The organism is Rhodococcus sp. 14-2483-1-2, assembly GCF_002259405.1.
Taxonomy (GTDB): Bacteria; Actinomycetota; Actinomycetes; order Mycobacteriales; family Mycobacteriaceae; genus Rhodococcoides.
Map to the genome: position 1 here is coordinate 97,847 of NZ_NPFW01000020.1, position 21,558 is coordinate 119,404.

22 protein-coding genes are annotated in these 21,558 nt (G+C 63.7%); 11 read left to right on the forward strand and 11 right to left on the reverse strand.

The window, feature by feature from the left end:
* Positions 1–12: 12 nt before the first annotated feature.
* Positions 13–669, forward strand: a complete 657-nt coding sequence (locus tag CH295_RS17895; RefSeq protein ID WP_094741481.1) for a nitroreductase family protein — start codon at positions 13–15, stop codon at positions 667–669.
* A gap of 35 nt (positions 670–704) precedes the next feature.
* Here the strand turns inward: CH295_RS17895 and CH295_RS17900 are convergent, their stop codons facing one another.
* The 3 genes from CH295_RS17900 to CH295_RS17910 all read right to left on the reverse strand — a co-directional run bounded on the left by CH295_RS17900 (position 705) and on the right by CH295_RS17910 (position 3,702).
* Positions 705–1,772, reverse strand: a complete 1,068-nt coding sequence (locus CH295_RS17900) for a ParB/Srx family N-terminal domain-containing protein (RefSeq protein ID WP_094741482.1) — start codon at positions 1,770–1,772, stop codon at positions 705–707.
* Positions 1,773–1,911: 139 nt separating this feature from the next.
* Positions 1,912–3,138 carry an MFS transporter gene (locus tag CH295_RS17905; RefSeq protein WP_094741483.1) on the reverse strand — a complete coding sequence of 409 codons (1,227 nt, stop codon included), beginning with the start codon at positions 3,136–3,138 and terminating at the stop codon, positions 1,912–1,914.
* A 33-nt stretch (positions 3,139–3,171) separates the two neighbouring features.
* Positions 3,172–3,702 (reverse strand): GNAT family N-acetyltransferase, encoded by a 531-nt coding sequence (locus CH295_RS17910; RefSeq protein WP_094741591.1) that lies wholly within the window; start codon positions 3,700–3,702, stop codon positions 3,172–3,174.
* Between the two features lie 121 nt (positions 3,703–3,823).
* Here CH295_RS17910 and CH295_RS17915 point away from each other — a divergent pair, with 121 nt between their 5' ends.
* From CH295_RS17915 to CH295_RS17930, 4 genes are read left to right on the forward strand one after another with little or no spacing between them, the layout of a single operon-like run.
* Complete coding sequence (locus tag CH295_RS17915) at positions 3,824–4,678, forward strand: ABC transporter permease (protein ID WP_094741592.1); 855 nt, start codon at positions 3,824–3,826, stop codon at positions 4,676–4,678.
* A gap of 3 nt (positions 4,679–4,681) precedes the next feature.
* Entirely contained in the window at positions 4,682–5,401 is a 720-nt protein-coding gene (locus CH295_RS17920; RefSeq protein ID WP_094741484.1) for an ABC transporter ATP-binding protein, read from the forward strand.
* A 28-nt stretch (positions 5,402–5,429) separates the two neighbouring features.
* On the forward strand, positions 5,430–6,476 hold the full coding sequence (locus tag CH295_RS17925; protein ID WP_094741485.1) for an ABC transporter substrate-binding protein: 1,047 nt from the start codon (positions 5,430–5,432) through the stop codon (positions 6,474–6,476).
* A gap of 29 nt (positions 6,477–6,505) precedes the next feature.
* Positions 6,506–7,615 carry an LLM class flavin-dependent oxidoreductase gene (locus tag CH295_RS17930; RefSeq protein ID WP_094741486.1) on the forward strand — a complete coding sequence of 370 codons (1,110 nt, stop codon included), beginning with the start codon at positions 6,506–6,508 and terminating at the stop codon, positions 7,613–7,615.
* A 1,138-nt stretch (positions 7,616–8,753) separates the two neighbouring features.
* Here the strand turns inward: CH295_RS17930 and CH295_RS17940 are convergent.
* The 4 genes from CH295_RS17940 to CH295_RS17955 are packed head-to-tail and all read right to left on the reverse strand — an operon-like array spanning position 8,754 to position 12,762.
* Positions 8,754–9,884, reverse strand: coding sequence for a serine hydrolase domain-containing protein (locus tag CH295_RS17940; RefSeq protein WP_094741488.1), 1,131 nt, complete (start codon positions 9,882–9,884; stop codon positions 8,754–8,756).
* The gene (locus CH295_RS17945; protein ID WP_094741489.1) at positions 9,874–10,515 is read right to left on the reverse strand and encodes a TetR/AcrR family transcriptional regulator; all 642 of its coding nucleotides are present in this window, start codon (positions 10,513–10,515) and stop codon (positions 9,874–9,876) included. The genes CH295_RS17940 and CH295_RS17945 overlap by 11 nt, the downstream gene beginning before the upstream one ends.
* A complete protein-coding gene (locus CH295_RS17950; RefSeq protein ID WP_094741490.1) occupies positions 10,512–12,074 on the reverse strand; it encodes a class I adenylate-forming enzyme family protein in 1,563 nt (520 codons plus the stop codon). The genes CH295_RS17945 and CH295_RS17950 overlap by 4 nt, the downstream gene beginning before the upstream one ends.
* Positions 12,075–12,099: 25 nt before the next feature.
* Positions 12,100–12,762: a nitroreductase family protein gene (locus CH295_RS17955; protein ID WP_032383742.1), complete on the reverse strand. Its 663-nt coding sequence runs from the start codon at positions 12,760–12,762 to the stop codon at positions 12,100–12,102.
* Positions 12,763–12,945: 183 nt separating this feature from the next.
* On the opposite strand from CH295_RS17955, the gene CH295_RS17960 reads away from it, so the two are divergent.
* The gene (locus CH295_RS17960; RefSeq protein ID WP_170945956.1) at positions 12,946–14,871 is read left to right on the forward strand and encodes a flavin-containing monooxygenase; all 1,926 of its coding nucleotides are present in this window, start codon (positions 12,946–12,948) and stop codon (positions 14,869–14,871) included.
* Between the two features lie 129 nt (positions 14,872–15,000).
* Positions 15,001–15,396: a RidA family protein gene (locus CH295_RS17965; RefSeq protein WP_094741594.1), complete on the forward strand. Its 396-nt coding sequence runs from the start codon at positions 15,001–15,003 to the stop codon at positions 15,394–15,396.
* Between the two features lie 64 nt (positions 15,397–15,460).
* Here the strand turns inward: CH295_RS17965 and CH295_RS17970 are convergent, their stop codons facing one another.
* Both CH295_RS17970 and CH295_RS17975 read right to left on the reverse strand, forming a co-directional pair.
* Entirely contained in the window at positions 15,461–16,111 is a 651-nt protein-coding gene (locus CH295_RS17970) for a hypothetical protein (RefSeq protein WP_141217048.1), read from the reverse strand.
* A 14-nt stretch (positions 16,112–16,125) separates the two neighbouring features.
* Positions 16,126–16,797, reverse strand: a complete 672-nt coding sequence (locus CH295_RS17975) for a hypothetical protein (RefSeq protein WP_094741595.1) — start codon at positions 16,795–16,797, stop codon at positions 16,126–16,128.
* A gap of 262 nt (positions 16,798–17,059) precedes the next feature.
* Here CH295_RS17975 and CH295_RS17980 point away from each other — a divergent pair, with 262 nt between their 5' ends.
* The 4 genes from CH295_RS17980 (at position 17,060) to CH295_RS17995 (ending at position 19,059) form a co-directional block, all read left to right on the forward strand.
* The gene (locus CH295_RS17980; RefSeq protein WP_252342089.1) at positions 17,060–17,584 is read left to right on the forward strand and encodes a hypothetical protein; all 525 of its coding nucleotides are present in this window, start codon (positions 17,060–17,062) and stop codon (positions 17,582–17,584) included.
* A 26-nt stretch (positions 17,585–17,610) separates the two neighbouring features.
* Positions 17,611–18,135 carry a hypothetical protein gene (locus CH295_RS17985; protein ID WP_094741492.1) on the forward strand — a complete coding sequence of 175 codons (525 nt, stop codon included), beginning with the start codon at positions 17,611–17,613 and terminating at the stop codon, positions 18,133–18,135.
* Positions 18,136–18,383: 248 nt separating this feature from the next.
* Complete coding sequence (locus CH295_RS28435) at positions 18,384–18,518, forward strand: hypothetical protein (protein WP_288143191.1); 135 nt, start codon at positions 18,384–18,386, stop codon at positions 18,516–18,518.
* Between the two features lie 88 nt (positions 18,519–18,606).
* On the forward strand, positions 18,607–19,059 hold the full coding sequence (locus tag CH295_RS17995) for a hypothetical protein (protein WP_252342090.1): 453 nt from the start codon (positions 18,607–18,609) through the stop codon (positions 19,057–19,059).
* 177 nt (positions 19,060–19,236) lie between these two features.
* On the opposite strand, the gene CH295_RS28120 is transcribed toward CH295_RS17995, so the two are convergent.
* Positions 19,237–20,415 (reverse strand): hypothetical protein, encoded by a 1,179-nt coding sequence (locus tag CH295_RS28120; RefSeq protein ID WP_212556188.1) that lies wholly within the window; start codon positions 20,413–20,415, stop codon positions 19,237–19,239.
* A gap of 174 nt (positions 20,416–20,589) precedes the next feature.
* Positions 20,590–21,363 (reverse strand): 8-oxoguanine DNA glycosylase OGG fold protein, encoded by a 774-nt coding sequence (locus CH295_RS18005; protein ID WP_094741494.1) that lies wholly within the window; start codon positions 21,361–21,363, stop codon positions 20,590–20,592.
* Between the last annotated feature and the right edge of the window lie 195 nt (positions 21,364–21,558).

Below are 21,558 nucleotides of genomic sequence, written 5' to 3' on the forward strand. Positions count from 1 at the left end.
CATGATCGAGAGGTGACTTCCTTTCCGATTGTCGATCTGACTCCCGACGAGCTGCTGACCACGACGCGTACCGTCCGCAAGCGTCTGGACCTGACGCGGCCGGTTCCGATGGAACTGATCAAGGAATGCCTGGAGATCGCTCTGCAGGCACCGTCCGGTTCGAACAAGCAGGGGTGGCAGTGGATCGTCGTCACCGATCCTGATCTTCGTGCCCGCATCGGTGCGATCTACGGCGAACTGTTCACCGCGTATCAGGCGTCGAAGCATTCCGCTTCGGCGCTGTTCGCCGACGACCCGGAACGTGCCTCGGTGCAGAAGCGCGTCGGCGACAGTGCCGGCTGGCTCGGCGAGCACATGGGCGAGGTTCCGGTGCTGCTGATTCCGTGCATCCAGGCAGGCAAGACGCTTCCGGCAGGAAATCAAGCGGGACTGTGGGGTTCGCTGCTACCTGCAGTGTGGAACTACGCCCTGGCCGCACGCGCTCGTGGACTCGGAACAGCATGGACCACAATTCATCTCGCGAAGGAAGCCGAGATCTCCGAACTGCTGGGCATCCCCGAGGGATTCCATCAGGGTGCGCTGATTCCAACGGCGTATTACACGGGTGAGACGTTCAAGGTAGCTCCGAGGGATCCGATCGAGACGGTATTGCACGTCGATCGCTGGTAATCAGCAGACCGATCACCGCCGAGTCTGAGTAGAAGCTACCTGGGCAGCCCCATTTTGTACTGCAAGGCGTAGGCCAGCTTGCCCGGCTTGTCGTCCGAGTACGGGGCCGACAGCTTTCCGAATTCACCCTTGGTGGCTGCCTTGCCGTCGTTCCACGCGTCCAGTGCACCGAGTTCCGCTGCGGTGCGGCCACTGTCGATCACCGCGTTTTTCGGTGCGGCGACCTGGGCGCGCGACACCGACTCGACGGTGCTCAGGTAGTTCGCGAGGTTGTTGCTGTCCCAGCCGCTGATGTCGACTGTGCCGGAGTCGCGAACCCATGCACCCCAATAGAATTCCTGGAACGGGATGGTTCCGGGGGTGAAGCCGATGTCGCGGGCGAAGTACGTCAGGCTGCGGTACTTGTCGTTCTGGAACTTGGCGAGGCCGACTCCCGACGGCAGTTGTTCCACCGGGACCTCGTTGCCGTCGACGCCGTAGTTCCACACCCACTTCTCGGCTTTCATTCGCGCCCAGAAATCGGCAGTGCTCAGGTCACTGAGGTTCGCAACTACCCGCAGGCGGAGGTGCAGATTCGGTCCGCCGTCGGCCGCTTCGTAGAACGAGGTGAGCGTGTGGTGCCCGTCGGTCAGGTACGGCACACCGCCCGGCCCGATGACGACAGTCTTCATCGGGGCGATGGTGTCGGGCGTTTCCTGGCCGACGGGGACGGTGCAGGTGAACGACGACGGATTGTCCAGTCGTGCATCGGGTGACGCGGAGGCGGCCTCTTCCTGGCCGTTGGCCTCGCACCAGTCGTCGAACTTCTTGTTGATCTCGTCTTTGCCGAGGGTGTACCGACCGAGCTTGTAGTACACCTCGTCGTACCCGAGTGACGGTTGTGTCGCGCGCACCTCACCGATTGGGAGATCCAGAAGCTCACCGGCTTCGGCACATTGGTAACCGAGGCCTGAAGACGATCCGGAGGGGAGCAGGTCCGCGACCTGACACAACGGCGACGCTGTCCGTGCCGGCGCGGCAGTGGCAACGCCGCCCATCGACGCGGAGACGACAGAGACCAGTGCGAGTGTGCCCAGTAGGGCAGCTCTACGAAGCGAGGCCATTCGTGCAACTCCTATGAGTTCGAGTCAAGTTCCCCGGAGACTGTCGCACTCCGGTCACCGGCCGATGTCGCGGAACCGAACCAGAGATGGTCCGGAGATGAACGCACCACGTCGAGTACGCAGCCCTGGGATGGTGGTGTCAGAACTCGGCTTCAGGGTGCCGCAGTGGCGAGAACGCCACTATGGCTGCGGCGATGGCGAATACGACGATGACGCCGATCAGGGTCGGTCGTTCACCGATCACGCTGACCAACAGGCCCGCGATCACGGCACCGAGGGCGGCCATGGTGCGGTTGACGGAGCGCCTGGCAGCGTTCACACGCCCGAGTAGCTCATCCGGGGTGAGCGCTTGCCAGTACCCCATCTCGTTCGCGTTCTCCGCGCCCGCCGCTAGACCTTGTAGGCCCAAGGCTGCGAAGAGCAAGACATGGCCGACCGCTGTGTCGGTTGCGAAGGCCACGAGAATCCAGGCGAGGGGATAGAGCGTGCGGGCGAGGATGACTGCTCGACCCGAGCCGATTCGCTTGCCGAGCGTGTGGGCAATGGACGCTCCGAGCAGGCTGGCGGCACCGAATGTCGTCAGCAGCAATCCGTAGGTGTAGGCGCTGAACCCGAGCGAGCGGAGCGCGAAGAGCGACAGCACGGTCAATGCGGCACCGTTGGCGAGGAACCACACGTGTGTCGAGACAGCGAGCGGGTTGAGCGTGCGGTGACGATACGTGAACTTCAGACCGTCACGTACTTCGCCGATCAGGTTGCGGGCGTGAGCAGTAGGTCGAGGCTCGTCCACATCGAGGCTCGAATTGAGTGCCGCATCGACGAGATAGCTGATGGCGTCAACGGCGATCACCAGGGGCGCGCCGAGCACTCCTACGAGTCCGCCTCCGATCGTCGGCCCCAATGTCGTTGCGGCCGCGTCGGCTTGGTCGAGTCGAGCATTCGCCTGCACCAGTTGACTGCGTGGCACCAACCGGGGCAGCAACGACTGCGTCGCAGCGAATCCGAACACCGAGAAGGATCCGAACAAGAGCAACACGATGATCAGAACCCAAATGTGGAGAAGGCCGGCGAGCCACAGGAGCGGAACCGCGCCGAGCGTCACTGCACGGCCGACGCTGGACCACACCAGAATCGGCTTGCGACGCCACCGATCGACGTACACGCCCGCGACCAGGCCGAGTACCGCATAAGGAATGAACTGTGCAGCGTTCACGACACCGACTTCGAAGGGTGTCGCGTTCAACAACTGCACTACCAAGATGGGCATCGCTACCGCTGTCACCGACGAGCCGGCCGAACTGATCACTGCGGCCGTCAGAAACCGGCGAAACGACGAACGACGGTACGGCGGCGAGACGTCAGTCATGGGTTCTGCTCACGAAGCCTCCACCCAGCCGACTCAGCGATCCTCGCGCAACATCGCGTACACAATGGTGTCGGTCCATTCACCCTTGCACCACCAGTTCTGGCGGAAGTGCGCTTCCTGACGCATCCCGACCCGCGCGGCCAGGCGGGCAGAGGCGTCGTTGCGTCCGTCCAGTTGTGCGCTGACGCGGTGAATCTGGGGTAGCGAGAACACGTGCTCGATCAGCGCGTTGACCGCCTCGGTCGCGTAGCCGCGGCCGCCCACGGTGGGGGAGAACGTCCACCCGAGTTCGACGAGCGCCGGGGATCCATCGATCAACCATGACTCGACGTTGCCCACCACCGTTCCCTCGTGTTCGACGACCATCGCGAGTGCCTGGGTGTGCAGCCCGATGCGCTTCATCCGTTTGCCCACGGCAGCAACCGCATCGGCGTGTGTCCACGCTTCGTGCAGAAGGTAGCGGCACACCTCGGGATCGCTGTAGTACGAGAGAATCCTGTCTGCGTCGGCAGGTTCGTACAGGCGAAGGCTCAGGCGCTCGGTGTGGATGGGCTCGACAGTCATATGTCCGATTCTGCCCGACTTGTATTCACGCTGATTCGAACCCTGGTCGTAGGCCCCGGTGTGACCGAGTGTGAGTAGTCGAACCTGCTCACACTCAACCGGAAGGCCTGTACCCATGGTCATGACGTCGTACGCCGCTCCCGCGGGACCCGTGGACACGCGCGACGGCGATGCCTCCGACATCGGCTCCACACCCGTCTCGCCGAAAGACTCTGCGTGGCAGCGGTACCGATGGACCGTCCTGCGCGCCCTGTCGCCGATCGTCCTCCTCGTCCTGTGGCAGATCGCCAGTGCTGCCGGAGTTCTCTCCGAACGAGTACTGCCCGCACCGTCATTGATCTTCGACGCCGGTCTGGAATTGCTGCGCAACGGTGAATTGGCCGACGCTCTGGCCATTTCCGGAACGCGCGTTGTTCAGGGACTCCTGCTCGGCGGGCTGATCGGGGTGGCTCTCGGAGCGCTCGTCGGACTGTCGAAGCTCGCCGAGGCAACCGTCGACCCACCGCTACAGATGCTGCGCGCACTCCCGCACCTCGGTCTCATCCCGCTGTTCATTCTGTGGTTCGGGATCGGCGAGACTCCCAAGATCCTGCTCGTCGCTCTGGGAGTCGCGTTTCCGCTGTACCTCAACACGTTCTCGGCGATACGCCAGATCGATCGCGACTTCCTCGACACGGCCGTCGTACTCGGTTTCTCGTGGCGTCAACGGTTCAGCACGATCATCCTGCCCAGCATCGCCCCGCAGCTGCTGGTTGGATTGAGGCAATCGTTGGCCATTGCGTGGTTGTCGCTGATCGTGGCCGAGCAGATCAACGCCGAATCGGGGCTGGGCTACATCATCAACAATGCGCGAGATTTCCTGCGGGTGGACACCATCATCTTCGGTCTCGTCGTCTACGCGCTGATGGGAATCGCCACCGACGGAATCGTGCGAATACTCGAAAAGCGCGCTCTTCGTTACCGATTGGATGCCTGATTCATGACCACGACAACCACGTCCGTCGCCTCCCTGCGCGGAATCGACAAGTTCTACGGTGCCAGCCACGTGTTGAAGGGCGTCGACCTGTCCATCGAGCGCGGCGAGATCGTCTCGCTGGTCGGACGATCCGGCTCCGGCAAGTCGACGATCCTGCGCGTTCTGGCTGGGCTCTCGACGGACCATACGGGTGAGCGGCACGTCGCCGGGCACCCTGCGGTGGCGTTCCAGGAACCACGTCTGTTTCCGTGGCGGTCGGTTCGTCAGAACGTGGCCTACGGTCTGAACACCGCGGGAGTCACGGGCAACGACGCGTTGACTGCTGCAGACGCGACTCTCGATGAGGTGGGACTGGCCGACAAACGGGACGCATGGCCACTCACGTTGTCCGGTGGGCAAGCTCAGCGCGCTGCGCTGGCGCGGGCGTTGGTGGGGGAGCCCGAACTGCTGCTCCTCGACGAACCGTTCGGAGCGCTCGACGCACTGACTCGGCTGACCATGCAGTCTCTCCTGCTCGATCTGTGGGGACGGCACGGCTTCGGCATTCTGCTGGTCACCCACGACGTCGACGAAGCGATTGCGTTGGGGGACAGGGTGGTGGTGCTCGACGGGGGTGCCGTGGCCGAGACCGTCCACGTCGATCTGCCTCGCCCCCGCGACCGGGGAACAGCCGGATTCTCTCGCATTCGCAGTCACTTGCTCGGTGCCCTCGGCGTCCACTGATTTCACTGATACGAAGGATTTTTCACGCATGTCGTCACACGCTCGTTCCCGGTCGCTGCGCGCCGTCGGGATACTCGCTGCCCTGTCGCTGACCGTCGTCGGGCTCACCGGTTGCGTCTCTCGCGGCAGCGACACCACTGCCACCGAAGCCCCCGAACTCGTCTCGAACGACCAGCTCGCCACGGTCACCCTCGACGTCGGCGACCAGAAGGGTGGCACCGAGGCCCTGCTTCGTGCGTCGGGTGAGCTCGACTCGGCTCCCTACGATGTGGCGTTCTCCACCTTCACGTCCGGTCCGCCTCAGGTGGAGGCCGCAACGGCCGGCCAGATCGACTTCGCGGTCACCGGCAACACGCCGCCGGTATTCGGCGTCGCAGCCAATGCCCGGATCAAAGTCGTCTCCGCCTACACCAACGATGCGAGTGGCGATCAGATTCTCGTGCCGGCCGATTCGACACTCGGGTCGTTCGGAGATCTGCGGGGCAAGAAGATCGCAGTGGGCAAGGGAAGTTCGGCGCACGGTCACGTGCTGCTGCAGTTGCAGAAGGCGGGCTTGACCACCGACGACGTTCAGTTGGTGTTCCTCCAGCCTGCGGATGCGCTGACGGCATTCACCTCGGGTGAGGTCGATGCCTGGGCGATCTGGGATCCGTTCACCGCGATCGCGCAGGTGCAGAACGGCTCGAAGACGCTGACCACCGCCGAGGGTGTGGCCAACGGTTACGGCTTCGGTATCGCCTCGCAGCAGGCGCTGGACGATCCTGCGACGAACACTGCCCTGCAGGACTTCGTGGTTCGTCTGGCCAAGGCGTCCGCATGGGCGGAGGCCAATCCGGCCGAGTGGGCGGCGGCGTACTCCACGGCCGTCGGAATCGACCCCGCTGCGGGTGAATTGGCGCAGGGGCGAAGCCAGCGTCCCGCGATTGCATTGGATGACAAAGTGATCGAGTCCGAGCAGGCACTCTTCGATGTATTCGTCGAGAGCGGAAGTATCCCCGGCGGCAACACGTTCGCAGACTTCGTCGACACGCGCTACAACGACGCCATCGCCGACGCGACCGCCTCGACCAACTGATCACCGACCACGTCGTAGGAGTTTCACTCGTGACCGCACGTATTTTTTGGTTCCTTCCCACCGCAGGCGACGGCCGCTCCATCGTCGGCGCGTCCCACGCATCCGGCAATCTCCGCGAACCCACCGGGTTTCGTCGCCCATCGCTGCGCTACCTCAGCGAGGTGGCCCAGGCCGCGGACCGGCTCGACTTCGAGGGCGTGCTGACCCCGACGGGAACGTGGTGCGAGGACGCATGGCTGACCACGGCGGCGTTGCTACAGAGCACCCGACGGCTGAAGTTCCTCGTCGCCTTCCGCCCCGGTCTCACGCCGCCCACGTTGGCGGCGCAGCAGGCCGCGACGTTGCAGCGGTTCTCGGAAGGGCGGGTGTTGTTCAACATCGTCACCGGGGGAGACGACGTCGAGCAGCGCCGTTTCGGGGACTGGATCGACCACGACCGGCGATACGCCCGCACCGACGAGTTCCTCGAACTCGTCCAACGCATCTGGACCGAGACCTCGGTGGACCACGAGGGTGAGTTCTTCAAGGTTGCCGATGCGCGGGTGTCCGAAGCGCCGGATCCGTTGCCGGAGTTCTGGTTCGGCGGCTCCTCCGAGCCGGCACTTGCCGTCGCGGCCAAGCGGGTGCAGACGTACCTGACGTGGGGCGAGCCGCCGGCCGACGCTCGCGCCAAGATCGAGAAAGTGCAGGCGCTTGCGGACGCCGAGGGCCGCAAGCTCACCTATGGCATTCGCCTGCACACCATCAGCCGCGACACGTCCGACGAGGCCTGGGCCGTGGCACAGAAACTCCTCGACGAACTCCCCGAGGATCAGGTTTCTGCGGCACACGCGCTGCACTCGTCCTCGCAGTCCGAGGGCCAGCGTCGGATGGCAGCGTTGCACGGTGGCAGCAAGGATTCGCTCGAGATCTATCCGAACCTGTGGGCCGGGGTCGGCTTGGTACGCGGAGGTGCGGGAACGGCTCTGGTCGGGTCGCACGAGGAGGTCGCGAACCTGATCGGCGAATACCACGACGCCGGATTCGACGAGTTCATCCTCTCGGGCTACCCGCATCTCGAGGAGGCGTACCACTTCGCCGAAGGAGTGCGACCTATCCTCGACGCGAGAGGAATCACCGTTCCCGCGCGTCGGGTGTAGTTGTCAGTTCCAGTTCGCCGCTGCGCCGAGAACACAAAACCGCATTCGTCTCCCTCGTTGCGGATCATGGCCGCGCTCCGGGGACCAGGCGGAGTCGTTGCACCAGACGGACGTGTTGAGACTCGAACGGCACTAACCGTCTATCCGTGCCCGAACGGTCAGGGGCCCGTCACGACCACCGCTTATCTGCCCTTATCGGAGCGGTGAACGCTCGCTCGCACTGTCCGGAATATGGACCAGACCCGGGTCATATTCGAGTACATGATTGGCATATCCCGTGCAGACCCAGAAAGCGACAGGTGGCTTTCCGAGCTTCCGAAGTCGCATCGGACTAGTTCTCCCGACCGTCGCGCACCACGGACACTCAGCGGAGATCAGAGTTTTGTAGATCTTCCCGTCCTGCAGGACTTCATAAGTGAACGCGGAGGTGAAGGGACTCAACAGAGGATGTCCCGCCCTGGTCCACAGCCTGATGTACAACGAGGACATCAGCACGCCGCCCGCAAGCAGCGTGAGCAGGATGACGGCAACGTGGCCGTTCCCCTCCCCGAACAGTTTGAGTCGAAAGTTGCTCACGTACAACGCAATGGTGCACAGCCCAGCGATTGCGGTCACCCAGTTGTCCGGGAGAAGAGCTTTCGTAGATCTTTCACGGTGCATTGGCGTCTTGACCACATTGTCGAGTGCACCGTTTGCAGCCGCTCCCACTACCATGTCGCCGCCGATCGAGATGTTTCCGCCTGCGCCTACCCCGTGGCTGTGGACAGTGACAACTGAACGGGTGTCCTCCGCGGATACTCCGGCGCGGATTGGTCGTCCCCCGCACCCACTGCAGAATGGGTCGTCAGAGCATCGCGGTGGTTCACATGTGCATTGTTCTTCGTGGTTCATCGATTCTCCCGACTCGAAATGATTTGACGGGGAGATACTGGCATGGGCCACCGACAAACAATGGTGGATACATGCGTCGAAGCACAGATGTCGTTGGACCTTTGTGCGAAGACGAGGCCTAGTCCGGGCTGTCACCCTGGTGTCGGTGCCAAGGAACCTGCGAGAGTTCGCGTTCCAGAACTGATGTCAGCTAGATGGCGGAAAGCACGCGGTCGGGATATCCACGAGGCCAGCCTGCTGACTGTTGTCAGATGGCGTCGTACGCGGCTCGCACGTACTGCTCTGCTCGGTCGGAGCCGATGATTCCCGGCCCCATTCGGTTCATCACGTACGAGATGGTCAGCTGCGACTCCGGATGCAGAACGGTCAGCGATCCGCCCCAGCCTCCCCAGAAGCAAATCTTCCCGTCGGGGATATAGGGCATCGATTCGTGCTGTGGCAGAGCGAAGCCCAGGCCGAAGCGCAACGGAATGCCCAGCGCCAGATCGACTCCGTTGGATTGCTCCTCAAAAATCGTATCGATGGTCTCCGGGCTCAGCAGCCGTACGCCGTCCACGGTTCCGCCGCGGGAGATGACCGACAGGATTCTCGCGACCGATCGTGCATTTCCGTGCCCGTTCAAGGCACCCATGTCCGCGGCGCGCCACGCTGGAGTATTCGCGGACGCGGCCTGCACCAACGGTCCGAGAAACGTCCTGCGACGCACCATCGTCGGATCGGGCACGGCATCATCGGTCGGCGGGGGCGGTGGAACGACGTCGGCGATCCGATCCCAGTCGCTGTGCGCGGCACCGATCTGGAAGTCCGCTCCGAGAGGACCGGCAATCTCGTCGGCGACGAACTGCCGCAACGACTGTCCGGTGACGCGGCGGACAACTTCGCCTATCAGGTGGCCTTGGCTTGCCGCGTGATACCCCGACGTAGTGCGCGAATCCCACCACGGTGCCTGCGCGGCCAGACGCGAGGTCGAGAGTTCCCAGTCGTAGAGGTCCTCTTCGTTGAACGGTCGGTCCCAGCCCGAGACGCCGGAGGTGTGCGACAACAGGTGCCGAACCGCGATGTCCTGCTTGCCTGCGGCCGCGAACTCGGGCCAGTGGGTCGCGACCGGCGCATCCGGATCGAGCTGTCCGCGGTCGATGAGCATCAGCGCCGCCAGGCACGTCACCATTTTCGTCGTCGACCAGACGTTGGTGATCGTGTCCGACTCCCACGACAGACGGCGCTCGGTATCGCGGTAGCCACCCCACAGGTCGACGGCGGTGTGGCCGTCGATGTCGACCACAATGGATGCACCCAGCTCCTCGCCGCTGTCGAGGTTGGCGGCCAACGCGTCGCGCACGCCCACGAAGCGGGGGTCGCAGTGACCGTCAATCCCCATGTGATGCACCGAGAACGCGGTGGACCGCCAGTTCCACGTAACCGTCGGCGACGTCCTCGATGCTCAGTTCGCCGCCGTCGTGGAACCAGTTGCTGATGCCGTTGAGCATGTCGGTCAGAGCGAACGACGCCAGCCGTGCATCCGGGACGGTGAATTCGCCGCTGCGCATTCCGGCGGTGATCACGTCGCGGACGCGTCGTTGATACTGGCGGCGGTAGTCCTCGATGACAGTGCGGTGCTCGGGGGTCAGCGAGGCCAGCTCGTGCAGCCCCACGATGTACTCCACCCGTCGACGGTTCAGATGCACCAGGTGCGCACGCACCAGAGACGACAGGCGCTCGGTAGGGGTTCCGGCCGCGTCGAGCAGCGGCAGGTTCTCCTCGGCCGGCTCCTGCGTGACCGTCAGACAGATCGCGAAGAGGATGTCTTCCTTGGACGGGAAGTGGTGGTAAAGGCTGGCACCCTTGATGCCGACGGCGTCGGCGATGTCGCGCATGCCCACGTTCGAGTAGCCCTCACGCGCAAAGATATTCGCGGCGTTTGCGACGATGTCATCGCGCCGTTGGCGGGTGCGGACCTGACGGGGTAGTGCAGTGACCTCGGCCGGCTGAGTTGGGTCAGGCTGCGTCATACGGTCTCCTCGACCGCCGCCAGCATTCGCAGTTCACGCTTGAGGATTTTGCCCTGCGGGTCGACGGGCAGCTCGGCCACGATGTGTACCGACTTCGGGGCCTTGTACGACGCCAACTCGGTGCGGCAGTACTCGATGATGGCGGCCGGGTCGGCGGTCACTCCGTCGCGTGCGATGACGAAAGCAGTTACGGCCTCGGACCAGTACGGGTCGGGTACTCCGACGACGGCGGCACGCAGCACGTCCGGGTGCGTGTGGATGGTGCGTTCCACTTCCTGCGACGACACGTTCATCCCTCCCGACTTGATCATGTCCTTCATCCGATCGTAGAAGAACAGGTTGCCGTCGGCGTCGATGCGCACCATGTCACCGGTGTGTACCCAGCCGTCTCGGAACACTTCGGCGGTGCGCTCGGGGTCCTTGAAGTAACCGAGCATCACCGATGGAGTGCGGCAGAGCAATTCACCGATCTCGCTTTCGTTGCCCGCAGGGTCGACGACCTTGATCTCGAGGTGGGTGACGGGCTTGCCGATCCACGACGCGTCGCCGTCGGGAATGTCGTCGAGTGTCGTGAACCAGCCGACCGAGCCGAGCTGCGAGAGTTCCGACTGTCCCCAGTAGGTGCCCCAGATGGCCTCGGGTGCGGCGGCGGCCCAGGCGCTGATCGTGTGCGGTGACACCTGGCCACCGTAGGTGAGGCAGCGCCTGACCTGGCTGACGGCCCCGGGGCCGAACTGCTCGTCACGGGCCAAGGCCAGGTAGAACGTGGGAGTCTGTGCGATGACGGAGATCTTCTCGGCGGCAATGATGCGCAGCGATTGAGCCGGGTCGACCGTCGCGGGCAGGACCAGGGTGGCACCCATCAGAGTCAGCGTCGTCATCGAGCCGAGTCCGGCGATGGTGTGGAAGGGCATGACGAACAGCCAGGTGTCCTCCGGCCCGGTGCGCAGGCCCCAACTCCACGCGGGTGCCGTGGAGATGAGGAAGTTGCGATGCGGGATCATCACGCCTTTCGGGGCCGCTTCGGTTCCGGAGGTGTAGATAACCATCGCGACGTCGTTCTCGTCCATCTCGACGTCCGGCTCGGTGGACGGGGTGTTCGCTGTCAGTGCGGCGTATTCGGACCCGAACGTCACCAGGGTGGTGGTCTCGGGCTTGACCGAGGAGATGATCTCGGCGTGGGCCGGATCGGCCACCACCACAGTCGGTTCCGCGTGTTCGAGTTGGTGCTTCACCTCGGCGGCGCGATACATCACGTTGATGCCGGTGAAGGCCGCACCGGCTTTGAGGGTTCCGTAGTACGCCACGACCACATCGACGCTGTTACGAGCCATCGATGCGACGCGGTCACCCGAGGTCACCCCGAGATCGACCAGCAGGTTGGCGAACTGGTTTGCGCGAGAATCCAGTTCGCCGTAGGTGGTGACCTCGCGGGTGCCGTCCGCCGCGTAGCTGATGAACGCAACCTTGTTCGGCTGGGTCCGCGCATGGCGACGCAGTTGATCGCCGATGGTGGCGCGGCCGATGGGGGAGCGGTGGTGGATGGCAGTACCGGGCACGGCGGACTCCTCGAGGTGCGAGCTGTTAAAGGGCAGGGGAGAGTGCAGCGGAGTCGAACATCGGCTGCGAGAACGTCTCTGCCGCAACGATCTGCTCCACCGGATCGCGAGTGAGCTTGCGCGGGAACGACTTCTCGGGATACCCGACGGCAATGTGCGCGGCGGTGATGTAGTCGTCGGGGATGCCGAGCAGTTCGCGAATGGCGGGTTCCTCGTGGCACAGCAACGTCGTCACCGCGGTCGCGACGCCCTGATCGCGCAGGCTCAGGCACAGGTTCTGCACCGTGGGGTAGATGGACGCGCCGCCGACGACGGAGAGTCGGCCGAGTTCGTGGTCGGTGGGGTGCAGTCCGTCCAACGCGGCACAGACCACCACGATGGCGGGCACCTCGGCGAGGTGGCGAGCGAAGTAGTCGGCGTCCTGCACGGTCTTGGGTAATGCACCGACGGCGACGGTTCCACCGGTGATGCCGGCGAAGTAGGCGTCCCACATCGGGAGGTAGAGATCGGCGAGGGCCTGCTTGCGGGCGGCGTCGCGCACGACGATCCACCGCACGGGCTGACGGTTGCCGCCCTGCGGGCCGAAGCGGGCGACGTCGAACGCGGCCTTGAACACCTCGTCGGGAACGGGATCGCTGAGGTACCGCCTGCAGGTGCCGGTGGTGCGCATCGCCTCGGTGAGTTCCATGGGTGTTTCCCTTCGCCTGTCCACTGTTAGGTAGTGCCATGAAGCATCATGTGGCGTGGGCCACATTGTCAAGGGTCAAAAAGCTGTGAATCTCGAGATCGCGAATCTCTTGCGCGAAATTGCCTAACCGTGGTTAGTTGAGCTGTCGGAGTCGGATGGAGCAGCTCGCAACAGGAGGTACCGGTGTCCACAGACGCAGCAACGGCAGCGGAGACCGTGGGTGGAGTCGATCGGGACCGACTCTCGCGGGCTCTCATCGCAGCCAACCTGCCCACGCTGGTGGCGGTGCTCTATCAGTTGACCGGCGATCCCATGTGGCTCGCCGATCCGTATCGCCCGACGCGTAGTCGGGGGATGGACAACAACGACACGGGCGGATTCGACGACGAAGTTGCCGACCGCATCCGGTCCGCGGCGCTCGATGCGATCTGCGCGTTCCACGACGGCGCGCCCATGGCGGTGCCCTCGCCCGAGTCGGAGCACCTCGTCGAGATGATCAGCGTGGCCGTCGGTGAGCAGGTTCCTCCCGAGTTCGGCGTCATGGTCGCCGAGGACATGGGTTTCACCACGTCGGATACCCCGGTGGCGGCTCCGAACGATCTGTCGGTCATCGTGATCGGTGCCGGCGTCTCCGGCATGCTCGCTTCCATCAAGCTGCATGAGGCGGGCATCAACCACATTGTGCTGGAGAAGAACTCCGACGTAGGCGGCGGCTGGTTCGAGAACACCTACCCCGGCGCCGGCGTCGACACCCCCAGTCACCTGTACTCGTACTCCTTCGCGCCGCGGGCGTGGAGCACCCACTTCGGCAAGCGCGACGAGGTGTGGCAGTACCTCAGCGATATTGCCTCCGAACACGATCTGCGGCAACGTATTCGCTTCGACACCGAGGTGGCGACGGCTGAGTACGACGCCCAGCGGCAGGGCTGGACCGTCACGACGGTCGACGGCGAGACGCTGACCGCCGATGTGGTGATCACCGCGACCGGTCAGCTCAATCGGCCGAAGGTGCCTCACATTCCCGGGCTCGAGTCGTTCGACGGCCCGATCTTCCACACAGCAAACTGGCCGTCGGATCTGGATCTGACCGGTAAGCGCGTCGCTATAGTCGGAACCGGGGCCAGTGCCATGCAGGTGCTGCCGGCCATCGCGTCGACGGTGGGGCATGCGACGGTCTTTCAGCGCTCGCCGCAATGGGTCTCGTCGAGTGACGTGTACTTCACCGAGATGGGCGACGACGCCAACTATCTGATGGATGTCGTTCCGCTGTATCGACTCTGGTACCGAACGAGATTGGCCTGGAACTTCAACGATCGTGTGCACAGCTCGCTGCAGGTCGATCCCGAGTGGGAGCATCCACAGCGCTCGATCAACCCGATGAACGACGCCCATCGACGGGTCTTCACTCGCTACATCGAAGCCGAGCTCGAGGGGCGACCCGACCTGATCGAGAAGTCACTTCCCGACTACCCGCCCTTCGGTAAGCGGATGCTGCTCGACAACGGCTGGTACGCCGCGCTCAAGCGCGACAACGTCACCCTCATCGCCGACGCCGTCTCGTCCATCACATCGAATTCGGTTGTCGCGAGCGACGGGTCGGAGACCGAGGTCGATGTGGTGATCCTCGCGACGGGCTTCGAGACGCACAAGCTGTTGACGCCGATTGATGTGCGCGGACGATCGGGTGAGTCCATCCGCGATATCTGGGGCCCGGAGGATGCGCACGCGTATCTCGGCATCACCGTCCCGGACTTCCCGAACTTCTTCATCACCTGCGGCCCAGGAACGGTATTGGGCCACGGGGGCAGTTACATCACCATTGCCGAATGCCAGGTGCGCTACATCGTCGATGTGTTGATCGACATGGTGGACAAGCGAATCGGAGCCATCGAGTGCAAGGCGGACGTCGAGACGGAGTATGTCCGCAAGCACGACGAGGCGCACGCCAAGATGATCTGGTCTCACGGAGGCATGGACAACTGGTACCGCAACGATGCCGGACGCGTCGTCTCGACATTGCCGTGGCGCATCGTCGACTACTGGGAGATGACGAGGCGGGCTGATCTGAACGACTTCGTCACGGAGCCTCGGCTGGACGAGGCTCGCTGATCGGGTGGATGTCGCCTGAACGCCGTTAGTACCCGAGACTGTGTGGGCCCATAACGCCGACGATGTCCGAATTCCATGCAAGGCTCGACGGTGCACACACACCCGAACGATCGAATGGAGCGCGCGTCGATGGAACGAACGGCAGTCAATCCGGTGCGATGGTCGGTGGACATGGGATTCAACCAGGGGGAGGTCGTCTCGGGGCAGGCTCGGACGCTCTACCTCTCCGGCCAGACAGCGACGGGCGATGACGGCTCACCTCAGCACCCCGATGACATGGGCGCGCAGTTGTCGCTGTGCCTCGACAATATGGAAGCCGTTCTCGCCGAGGCGAATATGTCCCTGGCAAATCTCGTTCGGCTCAACGTCTACACCACCGATGTCGACGCGTTGCTGCCGCACTACGGCGACTTGGCAGCGCGATTGGGTGCGGCGGGCGTCAAGCCGACCAGCACCCTGCTCGGGGTGACCCGGCTCGCGATTCCCAGTTTGATGGTCGAACTCGAGGGCACCGCGGTCGGGTAGATCGACTACTGGGACGCGGCGGGCCGCGACGGTCATGGAGGCTCGACTGGAAGAGGCTCGCTGATCAGTTGGATGTCGCCTGCTGCATCGACAGCACGAATCCGTGCCCACCGCCCGCGTCGCAGATCATCGCTTCGACGCGGGAGAAACACGTGAACCCATTGAAGGTGATGGATGTGTTGTACTCCAACACTTTCTGCCCCTCGGCACCGAACACCCCCTGGTTGAAACACGTGGGCGTGACGTGCCCCGGGTCGAGATAGAAGCCCTTCGACAGCATGTCGACGGTGAACGTGGTGCTCGGTGCGCAATCGGCTTCGGCACCTGCAGGCACCGGAGCATCGGCGGCCTGACAGCCGGAGGAGAATGGGCCCGACCCGATCTTGCAATACACGTTGCCGGACGGGGACTTCCACGCAACCTGGTTGTCGGGCACCGAGTAGGTGGCCGGGTCCACTGGCGTGATGGGTGCGGTGTTGTTCGCCGGATCGGCAGCCGTCGCCTTCGATTCGGTTGCCTGAGGCGCTTGTGTCGCACTACCGGCATCGTCACTGTCGGAGTCCGTCGGTGCCGCGATGGTCACCTGCGGGGGCGCGGGAATCTGCGCGGCGATGCTGGTGGAGGGGGCCGGATCAGCGGCGGGGGCGTCCTGGTTTCCACATCCCGTCACCGTGATGGCTGCGAGTACGGCGGCCAGCGCGAATCTGCGGATCACTCGAAACTCCTTCATCAGAAAGCGATATTGACGTCGCGCGAGATCATGAAGCCTCTGTCGCCGTCGTAGCAGGTGATGCCGGCTTCCTCGGAGCGGCAGAAGCTGCCCGTCACTCCGATGACCTGGCCGTATCGAAGAACTCGCACATCGCCGCTGTTCGGGTCGCCGACGAAGATTCCCTGGTTGGTGCAGATCTGATCGACGGTGCCGTCCTGGTTGATCCTCACCCCGTATGTGTTGTTTGCCGTGTTTGCACACTCGCGGCCGGTGTTGCCCGGCACCGAGTAGCGGACCTGGCAGCCCACGATCGTCCCGGGCGCATTGGAGGAGTTGAATCCGCAGAACACATTCCCGCTGGGGGACTGGAAGAAGTACTGGCTGCCGGCCTGCTCGAAGTCACGTGCGTCGACGTTGACGTCGTCACGGTTGGGCGCGGGCGCTACGGCTGGTGGGGCCTCGGCGGTGGGTATTGCTCCTGCTGGGGTGACCACGTCGGGAGCCTGCCCGAATCCGCCTGAGCCGCTGCCACCGTCGGAGTCGGAGTACGCGTTGGCCGACGGAGCCGCCGCGCTGGTGACGGGCGCTGCTTCGGTGCTCACCTGCTCCTCGGAGCCGCAGGCGGTGACTGCGAATGCAGTCGCTGCGATCACTGCGCAGGTGGCCACGAATCTGCGGGTTCGACTCATTGGTTCGTCCTCACCGGTGGCTGCGAAGTGCGTCACCTCTGATCAATGAATCGAACGGGCCAAGTGGTCTGTTAACGTCTTTCGTGTCACGACCCCGTCACGAATCGGTATAGGAGTGGTTCTTTTGTCGCTGTGGCTGCGAGGGTGGGTCGGGTAAAGACTCAAGAACCACTTGATGTTTCAGGTTCAACCTGAGGTTCTTGGTCCGATCTCACGAGCGATCCGGTATCCGATTGAGCGACATGATCGAAAGGCGTGCTGTATGCGAAACACATTGCGGCGAGCGGTCGTATCGATCGCACTGACCATTCCGCTGATGCTCGGCATCGGCGCGGGAACGGCCGTTGCAGCGCCGCAGACCACGTTGCTCCAGATTCCGGTCGTCACCGGTTTTCAGATCGCTCCGGGCGCAGTGCCCGGTGGGCTGTTCCAGACCATTCCGATGAAGGCCACGGTCGGTACCGAGCCGGGTGTTCTGCTGTTGTCCGCGGCGAATATCGCGCCGTATGCAGACCAGTATCCGTACCGAAGTCTCGGTGTGAACTGGCGAAACTGGGACATCGGGTTTCGTGGAAGCGCGGGACTGCGGCATTGGCAGGACAACCCCAACCCGGGCCCGCCCAACGACCTGCCGCCGCTACACAGTGAGCAGTACCCGCGCGAAGTAGCTCTGCCCACCGGAAGTGGCTGGGTCGAGATCACCGTGACCCACTACCGCGATTACTACGACGGCGAGCCCTACGCCGACACCCTGATCCCGGGCAAGGGTCTCATCTACGTCCCCTGATCCGAACGCGTATCGAAAGGCAACCAATGCGAACATCTTTACGACGCGGAGTAGTTGCGCTGGCGCTCTCCGTGCCACTGGTTCTGGGTGTCGGCGCTGGCACGGCAACGGCGGCACCCACGACGTCCGAGCTTCTGGTTCCTGTCGTCACCGGGCCGGAGTTCGGTCCGGCCGGTGTCCCAGGCGGACTCGTTCAGACAATTCCGATCGAGGCGACAGTAGGTGAGAGGCCGGGTGAGGTGCGCTTCGCGGCCGCGACCATCAGGCCGTACTACTACCAGTTCAATTACCGCTTCCTGACGGTGAACTGGCGCAATCTCGACACCGGAGCCGTCGGAGCGGTCGATCTGCGGCACTGGGAAGCCCTCGAGAACCCATCGCTACCGATCAACGCGGAGCCGAGATATCCGGTCAATCTGCCTCTCGAAGTGACCGCGCAGACCGGGGCGGGCCCGGTGGTCGTGACGGTCACTCACAATCGGGAGCAGTGGCAAGCCCCGCCGGCATCGAACGCTCTGATCCCCGGGTTGGGTGTGTTGTTCGTACCCTGACACGCGGTGTTGTAGGCGGTCAGGTACCCAGATCGCCTGCGATATCCGCGGCGGCGAGCATCGAGACAAGTCGCGGCACAACTCGTTTGGCGGCGATTCGATAGTCTCCGCGGCCGTGCTGCTCCACGATGTTCGCCGAACTGAGCGTCTTGAGGTGGTGTAAATCTGGCCGGAGGAGCCGACTCCGACCGCTGCGTGTAGATCTGTCGCGTTCGCCGGGCCTCGCAACAGCCTTCGCAGGATCTGAGGTGGTCGCGAGTTCCGGACCGGGTCCTGTCGTGGTGACGGTGATGCACACCAAGGACTACTCGAACGGCGGCCAACGGGGCTCTCCGTATCTCGACACCCTTCTCCCCGGCGCTGGACTCGTGCTCGTTCCCTGATCCGACAACTCACGAAAGGCACGCAATGCAGCGCTCGATACGAAATGTCGCAGTAGCCCTAGCACTCTCGGTACCACTGGTCCTGGGGGTGGGCGTAGGTACGGCCACGGCCGCGCCCACTACGTCCGAGCTACTGGTACCAGTCGTCACCGGTCCGGAATTCGTCCCGGCAGGGGTCCCCGGCGGACTTATCCAGACAATCCCGATCAAGGCAACGGTGGGTGAGAAGCCGGGTGAGGTGCGTTTCGCTGCTGCCGACATCCGGCCGTACTACTACCAGTTCGCGTACCGGCACCTGACGGTCAACTGGCGCAACCTGTCTACCGGTGAAGTGGGCTCCGCCGGCTTGCGGCACTGGAACGATGAGATCGATCGGACTCAACCTGCCAATCAGGGTGGCCCGCAGGCATACCGCTTGCCCCTCGAGGTGACGGCTCAGACGGGTGCAGGGCCAGTAGTCGTGACGGTCACCCACGACCGCGAGAATCCCGATGCGTCGAACGCTCTGATCCCCGGGTTGGGTGTGCTGTTCGTTCCGTGATTCGTATCGACGCTCAGCTGGTGCAGAAGTGCGCTGTCTGAATCGTCTGTGAGGCAACCGAAGTGAACCTGTATGGTGCGCAACGTGATGTTGATGAAGCCGCCGCCAGTTGCGCTTTCAACTAGTTTCGGCGTTGTTGGGTCCATCAAGAATGCGTCGTCGGCTTGTGTTGAAGTTTCAGTGCCCGAAGAACTCCTCCTTGAGTCGGGCATGTAGGTCAGCCGCGGTGACGGAGTATGTGGCTGATGCGTGGTGCAAGGTCTCCACCGCGGCGCGGTAGGGGTCGGAGTCCTGCGCACTGTAGAGCGCCGGTATCGCCATGTGCCGCGGGCTTGTCGGGTAATCGTAGGGGTTTCCTGGCGTTGTCGACAGAGATGTTTGCCCGACGAAACTGGCAGAGCTGGAGATTTCGTCGCTGGCTTCCTGCTCGGCCGAATTCAGCTGAGCGAACGCCAGACCGATATTGGATATTTCGTCGAACGGCGCGGGTATCGCGCGGCCTTCGCGAAGAGCGGCAAGAGCGGGACTCACCCACGATGCGGTAGACAGACGAGCGTGGTCGGTGGCTGCTTCGGCGCACCACACGGCAATGGAGCGCGCCGTGTTCTCGGATGCTTCGAGAATGTCGACGACCAGATCCCTGTCGAGCCGAACCAGGCCCTGGCCACCGTTGTAGGTCGAGACCTGCGGGATCGGGTCACCACCCCACTCAGCCGCGCGGCGTTCTGCGGCGCGGGCGTCGAGTTCGCTGCGCTCGATCAACCGACCGGGCTCACTGTCACTGGCGAACTGCCAAATGAAAGCGGGACGGTCGTCGTCCGGTTCGGGTTCCTGGGGAGGCTCGGTGTCAGGGGGGACTCCGTAACCGGGCATGTTCCAGCGAACGGCGGGGCGTGGTTCCACGCCGTCGTCCGGCCACAAGCGAACGCGCCACTCGTCACCGGGCGTCGTACTGCCCGGCCATCCGTAGTTCACGAAATTTCGACCAGCGATCTGCACCAGATACCGGCCGGGCGGGACAGAACAATCGACGGAACTCATCGGAGTCGAGTCGATCTGCAATATGCCATCAGGTCCGATTTCGAGCCGTTCTTCGCAGACCTGCTGCCAGCCGGCCTCGTCGTCCTGTGGGCGTGTGCCGAACACTTCGATGTCGATGGGCATCTCGAAGTTGTTCTGGTGCGGACTGAGCACCACTACCGTCGAACCGTCACCGGCACTGGGTCGAACGGCCATTGCCCGCTCCAGAAGCGTCATTTCACTCGGATCGGCCTCGCCGCCACGGAGATAGAACTGACCGTGATCCATGGCCAGCACCACATGCTGGGTATGGGCTGGCTTGTCGGGAGCATCCACCCCTGCACAGTGCCATAGGCCGCACCCACCGTGAACGGTTTTGTCTGACGGGCCCTGTCGCGCAGTCTTCACGTAGCCGACGACCGAGGTCGTCTCACTGCGCTGGGAGACTCGCGCATCGACGTTGGGAAGAACATTGGCCCGTTCGAGGGTCATCGATCCGGGCTCGGCAGTTCAGAACAAGGTGGGCGCGGTGTAGCGACCGAGTCGTGCTTCGTTCAATCGGGCGCTCCAGCGCTGCACGAGCCACATTTCGACGAGGTCGGGGCTGGTGCCGATGTCGGTGGCCCATGCGGTGATGAGTTCGACGTAGCGGTCGTAGCGTCGACGGGTGAATCCGGTGACGGACGGATCTTCGAGCCACCCTTCGTGGATAAGTGTCGAGACACCGTATTGGTCGATCAGCTGCGCCGGGCCGCCGTAGACCGACGCCCTGACTGCCCACAGGAACGTGGCCATCAGGGACATTCCGACGCCGGGCGCATCGGGCCAGCCGGACCAGGTCGAGTTCGGATGGTCGGGCACGACGCGGTTGCGTACGCAGCTCTCAAGCACAGCGAGGGTCTTGGCGACGGGGTTCTCGTCGGGACGGCTGAGGTGTGGATTCATGACGTCCGGGAAGCGCCGCATCGCTCTGCGGTGCCGGTGACTGCCCTGCCAGGCTGCGCAGAGGAACAGCAGTCCGAGCGAATCGTGTTCGCCTACAGCCAGATCGGTGCCGATCCGTAGATCGTTGCGCTGCACGGTGGCACCGCCGTACTCGACTATTTCGCCGTCGAGGTTGCGGCCGCGCAGTCGAAGATCGTGACCTGCGCGGTCGAGGTGGCCGTTCCACCAATCCAGGTCCACCTCCACACCGTCGTCGAGGACATGTAGGTCGTAACTGCGGTGCTGACACCACTGCACACAGGCCGTGGGAGGCGGAAACCCCTCGTCGAGTCGTGACATACCGCCATCGAAGCATCGGGTACCGACAGACTCGTCCGCATCCCGCCAACACACAATTGCAGGTGCTCAGTCGAGCGCAGTTCTGTCTGGGAAGGCACATCATCTAGGTGAGCGGCTATCAGCCTCAAACGTCAACAATGCGACCATTACCTGCTCAGGCCGCGAGTTCGGTGGATGACGGGACGCACAGAGCTA

What these genes read in the sequence shown, in the direction of transcription:
- CH295_RS17900 (WP_094741482.1), bottom strand. Translation starts at nt 1,772, where the DNA reads ATGGCCTCGCTTCGTAGAGCTGCCCTACTGGGCACACTCGCACTGGTC.
- CH295_RS17905 (WP_094741483.1), bottom strand. Translation starts at nt 3,138, where the DNA reads ATGACTGACGTCTCGCCGCCGTACCGTCGTTCGTCGTTTCGCCGGTTT.
- CH295_RS17910 (WP_094741591.1), bottom strand. Translation starts at nt 3,702, where the DNA reads ATGACTGTCGAGCCCATCCACACCGAGCGCCTGAGCCTTCGCCTGTAC.
- CH295_RS17915 (WP_094741592.1), top strand. Translation starts at nt 3,824, where the DNA reads ATGACGTCGTACGCCGCTCCCGCGGGACCCGTGGACACGCGCGACGGC.
- CH295_RS17920 (WP_094741484.1), top strand. Translation starts at nt 4,682, where the DNA reads ATGACCACGACAACCACGTCCGTCGCCTCCCTGCGCGGAATCGACAAG.
- CH295_RS17925 (WP_094741485.1), top strand. Translation starts at nt 5,430, where the DNA reads ATGTCGTCACACGCTCGTTCCCGGTCGCTGCGCGCCGTCGGGATACTC.
- CH295_RS17940 (WP_094741488.1), bottom strand. Translation starts at nt 9,884, where the DNA reads ATGGGGATTGACGGTCACTGCGACCCCCGCTTCGTGGGCGTGCGCGAC.
- CH295_RS17945 (WP_094741489.1), bottom strand. Translation starts at nt 10,515, where the DNA reads ATGACGCAGCCTGACCCAACTCAGCCGGCCGAGGTCACTGCACTACCC.
- CH295_RS17955 (WP_032383742.1), bottom strand. Translation starts at nt 12,762, where the DNA reads ATGGAACTCACCGAGGCGATGCGCACCACCGGCACCTGCAGGCGGTAC.
- CH295_RS17965 (WP_094741594.1), top strand. Translation starts at nt 15,001, where the DNA reads ATGGAACGAACGGCAGTCAATCCGGTGCGATGGTCGGTGGACATGGGA.
- CH295_RS17975 (WP_094741595.1), bottom strand. Translation starts at nt 16,797, where the DNA reads ATGAGTCGAACCCGCAGATTCGTGGCCACCTGCGCAGTGATCGCAGCG.
- CH295_RS17980 (WP_252342089.1), top strand. Translation starts at nt 17,060, where the DNA reads ATGCGAAACACATTGCGGCGAGCGGTCGTATCGATCGCACTGACCATT.
- CH295_RS17985 (WP_094741492.1), top strand. Translation starts at nt 17,611, where the DNA reads ATGCGAACATCTTTACGACGCGGAGTAGTTGCGCTGGCGCTCTCCGTG.
- CH295_RS18005 (WP_094741494.1), bottom strand. Translation starts at nt 21,363, where the DNA reads ATGTCACGACTCGACGAGGGGTTTCCGCCTCCCACGGCCTGTGTGCAG.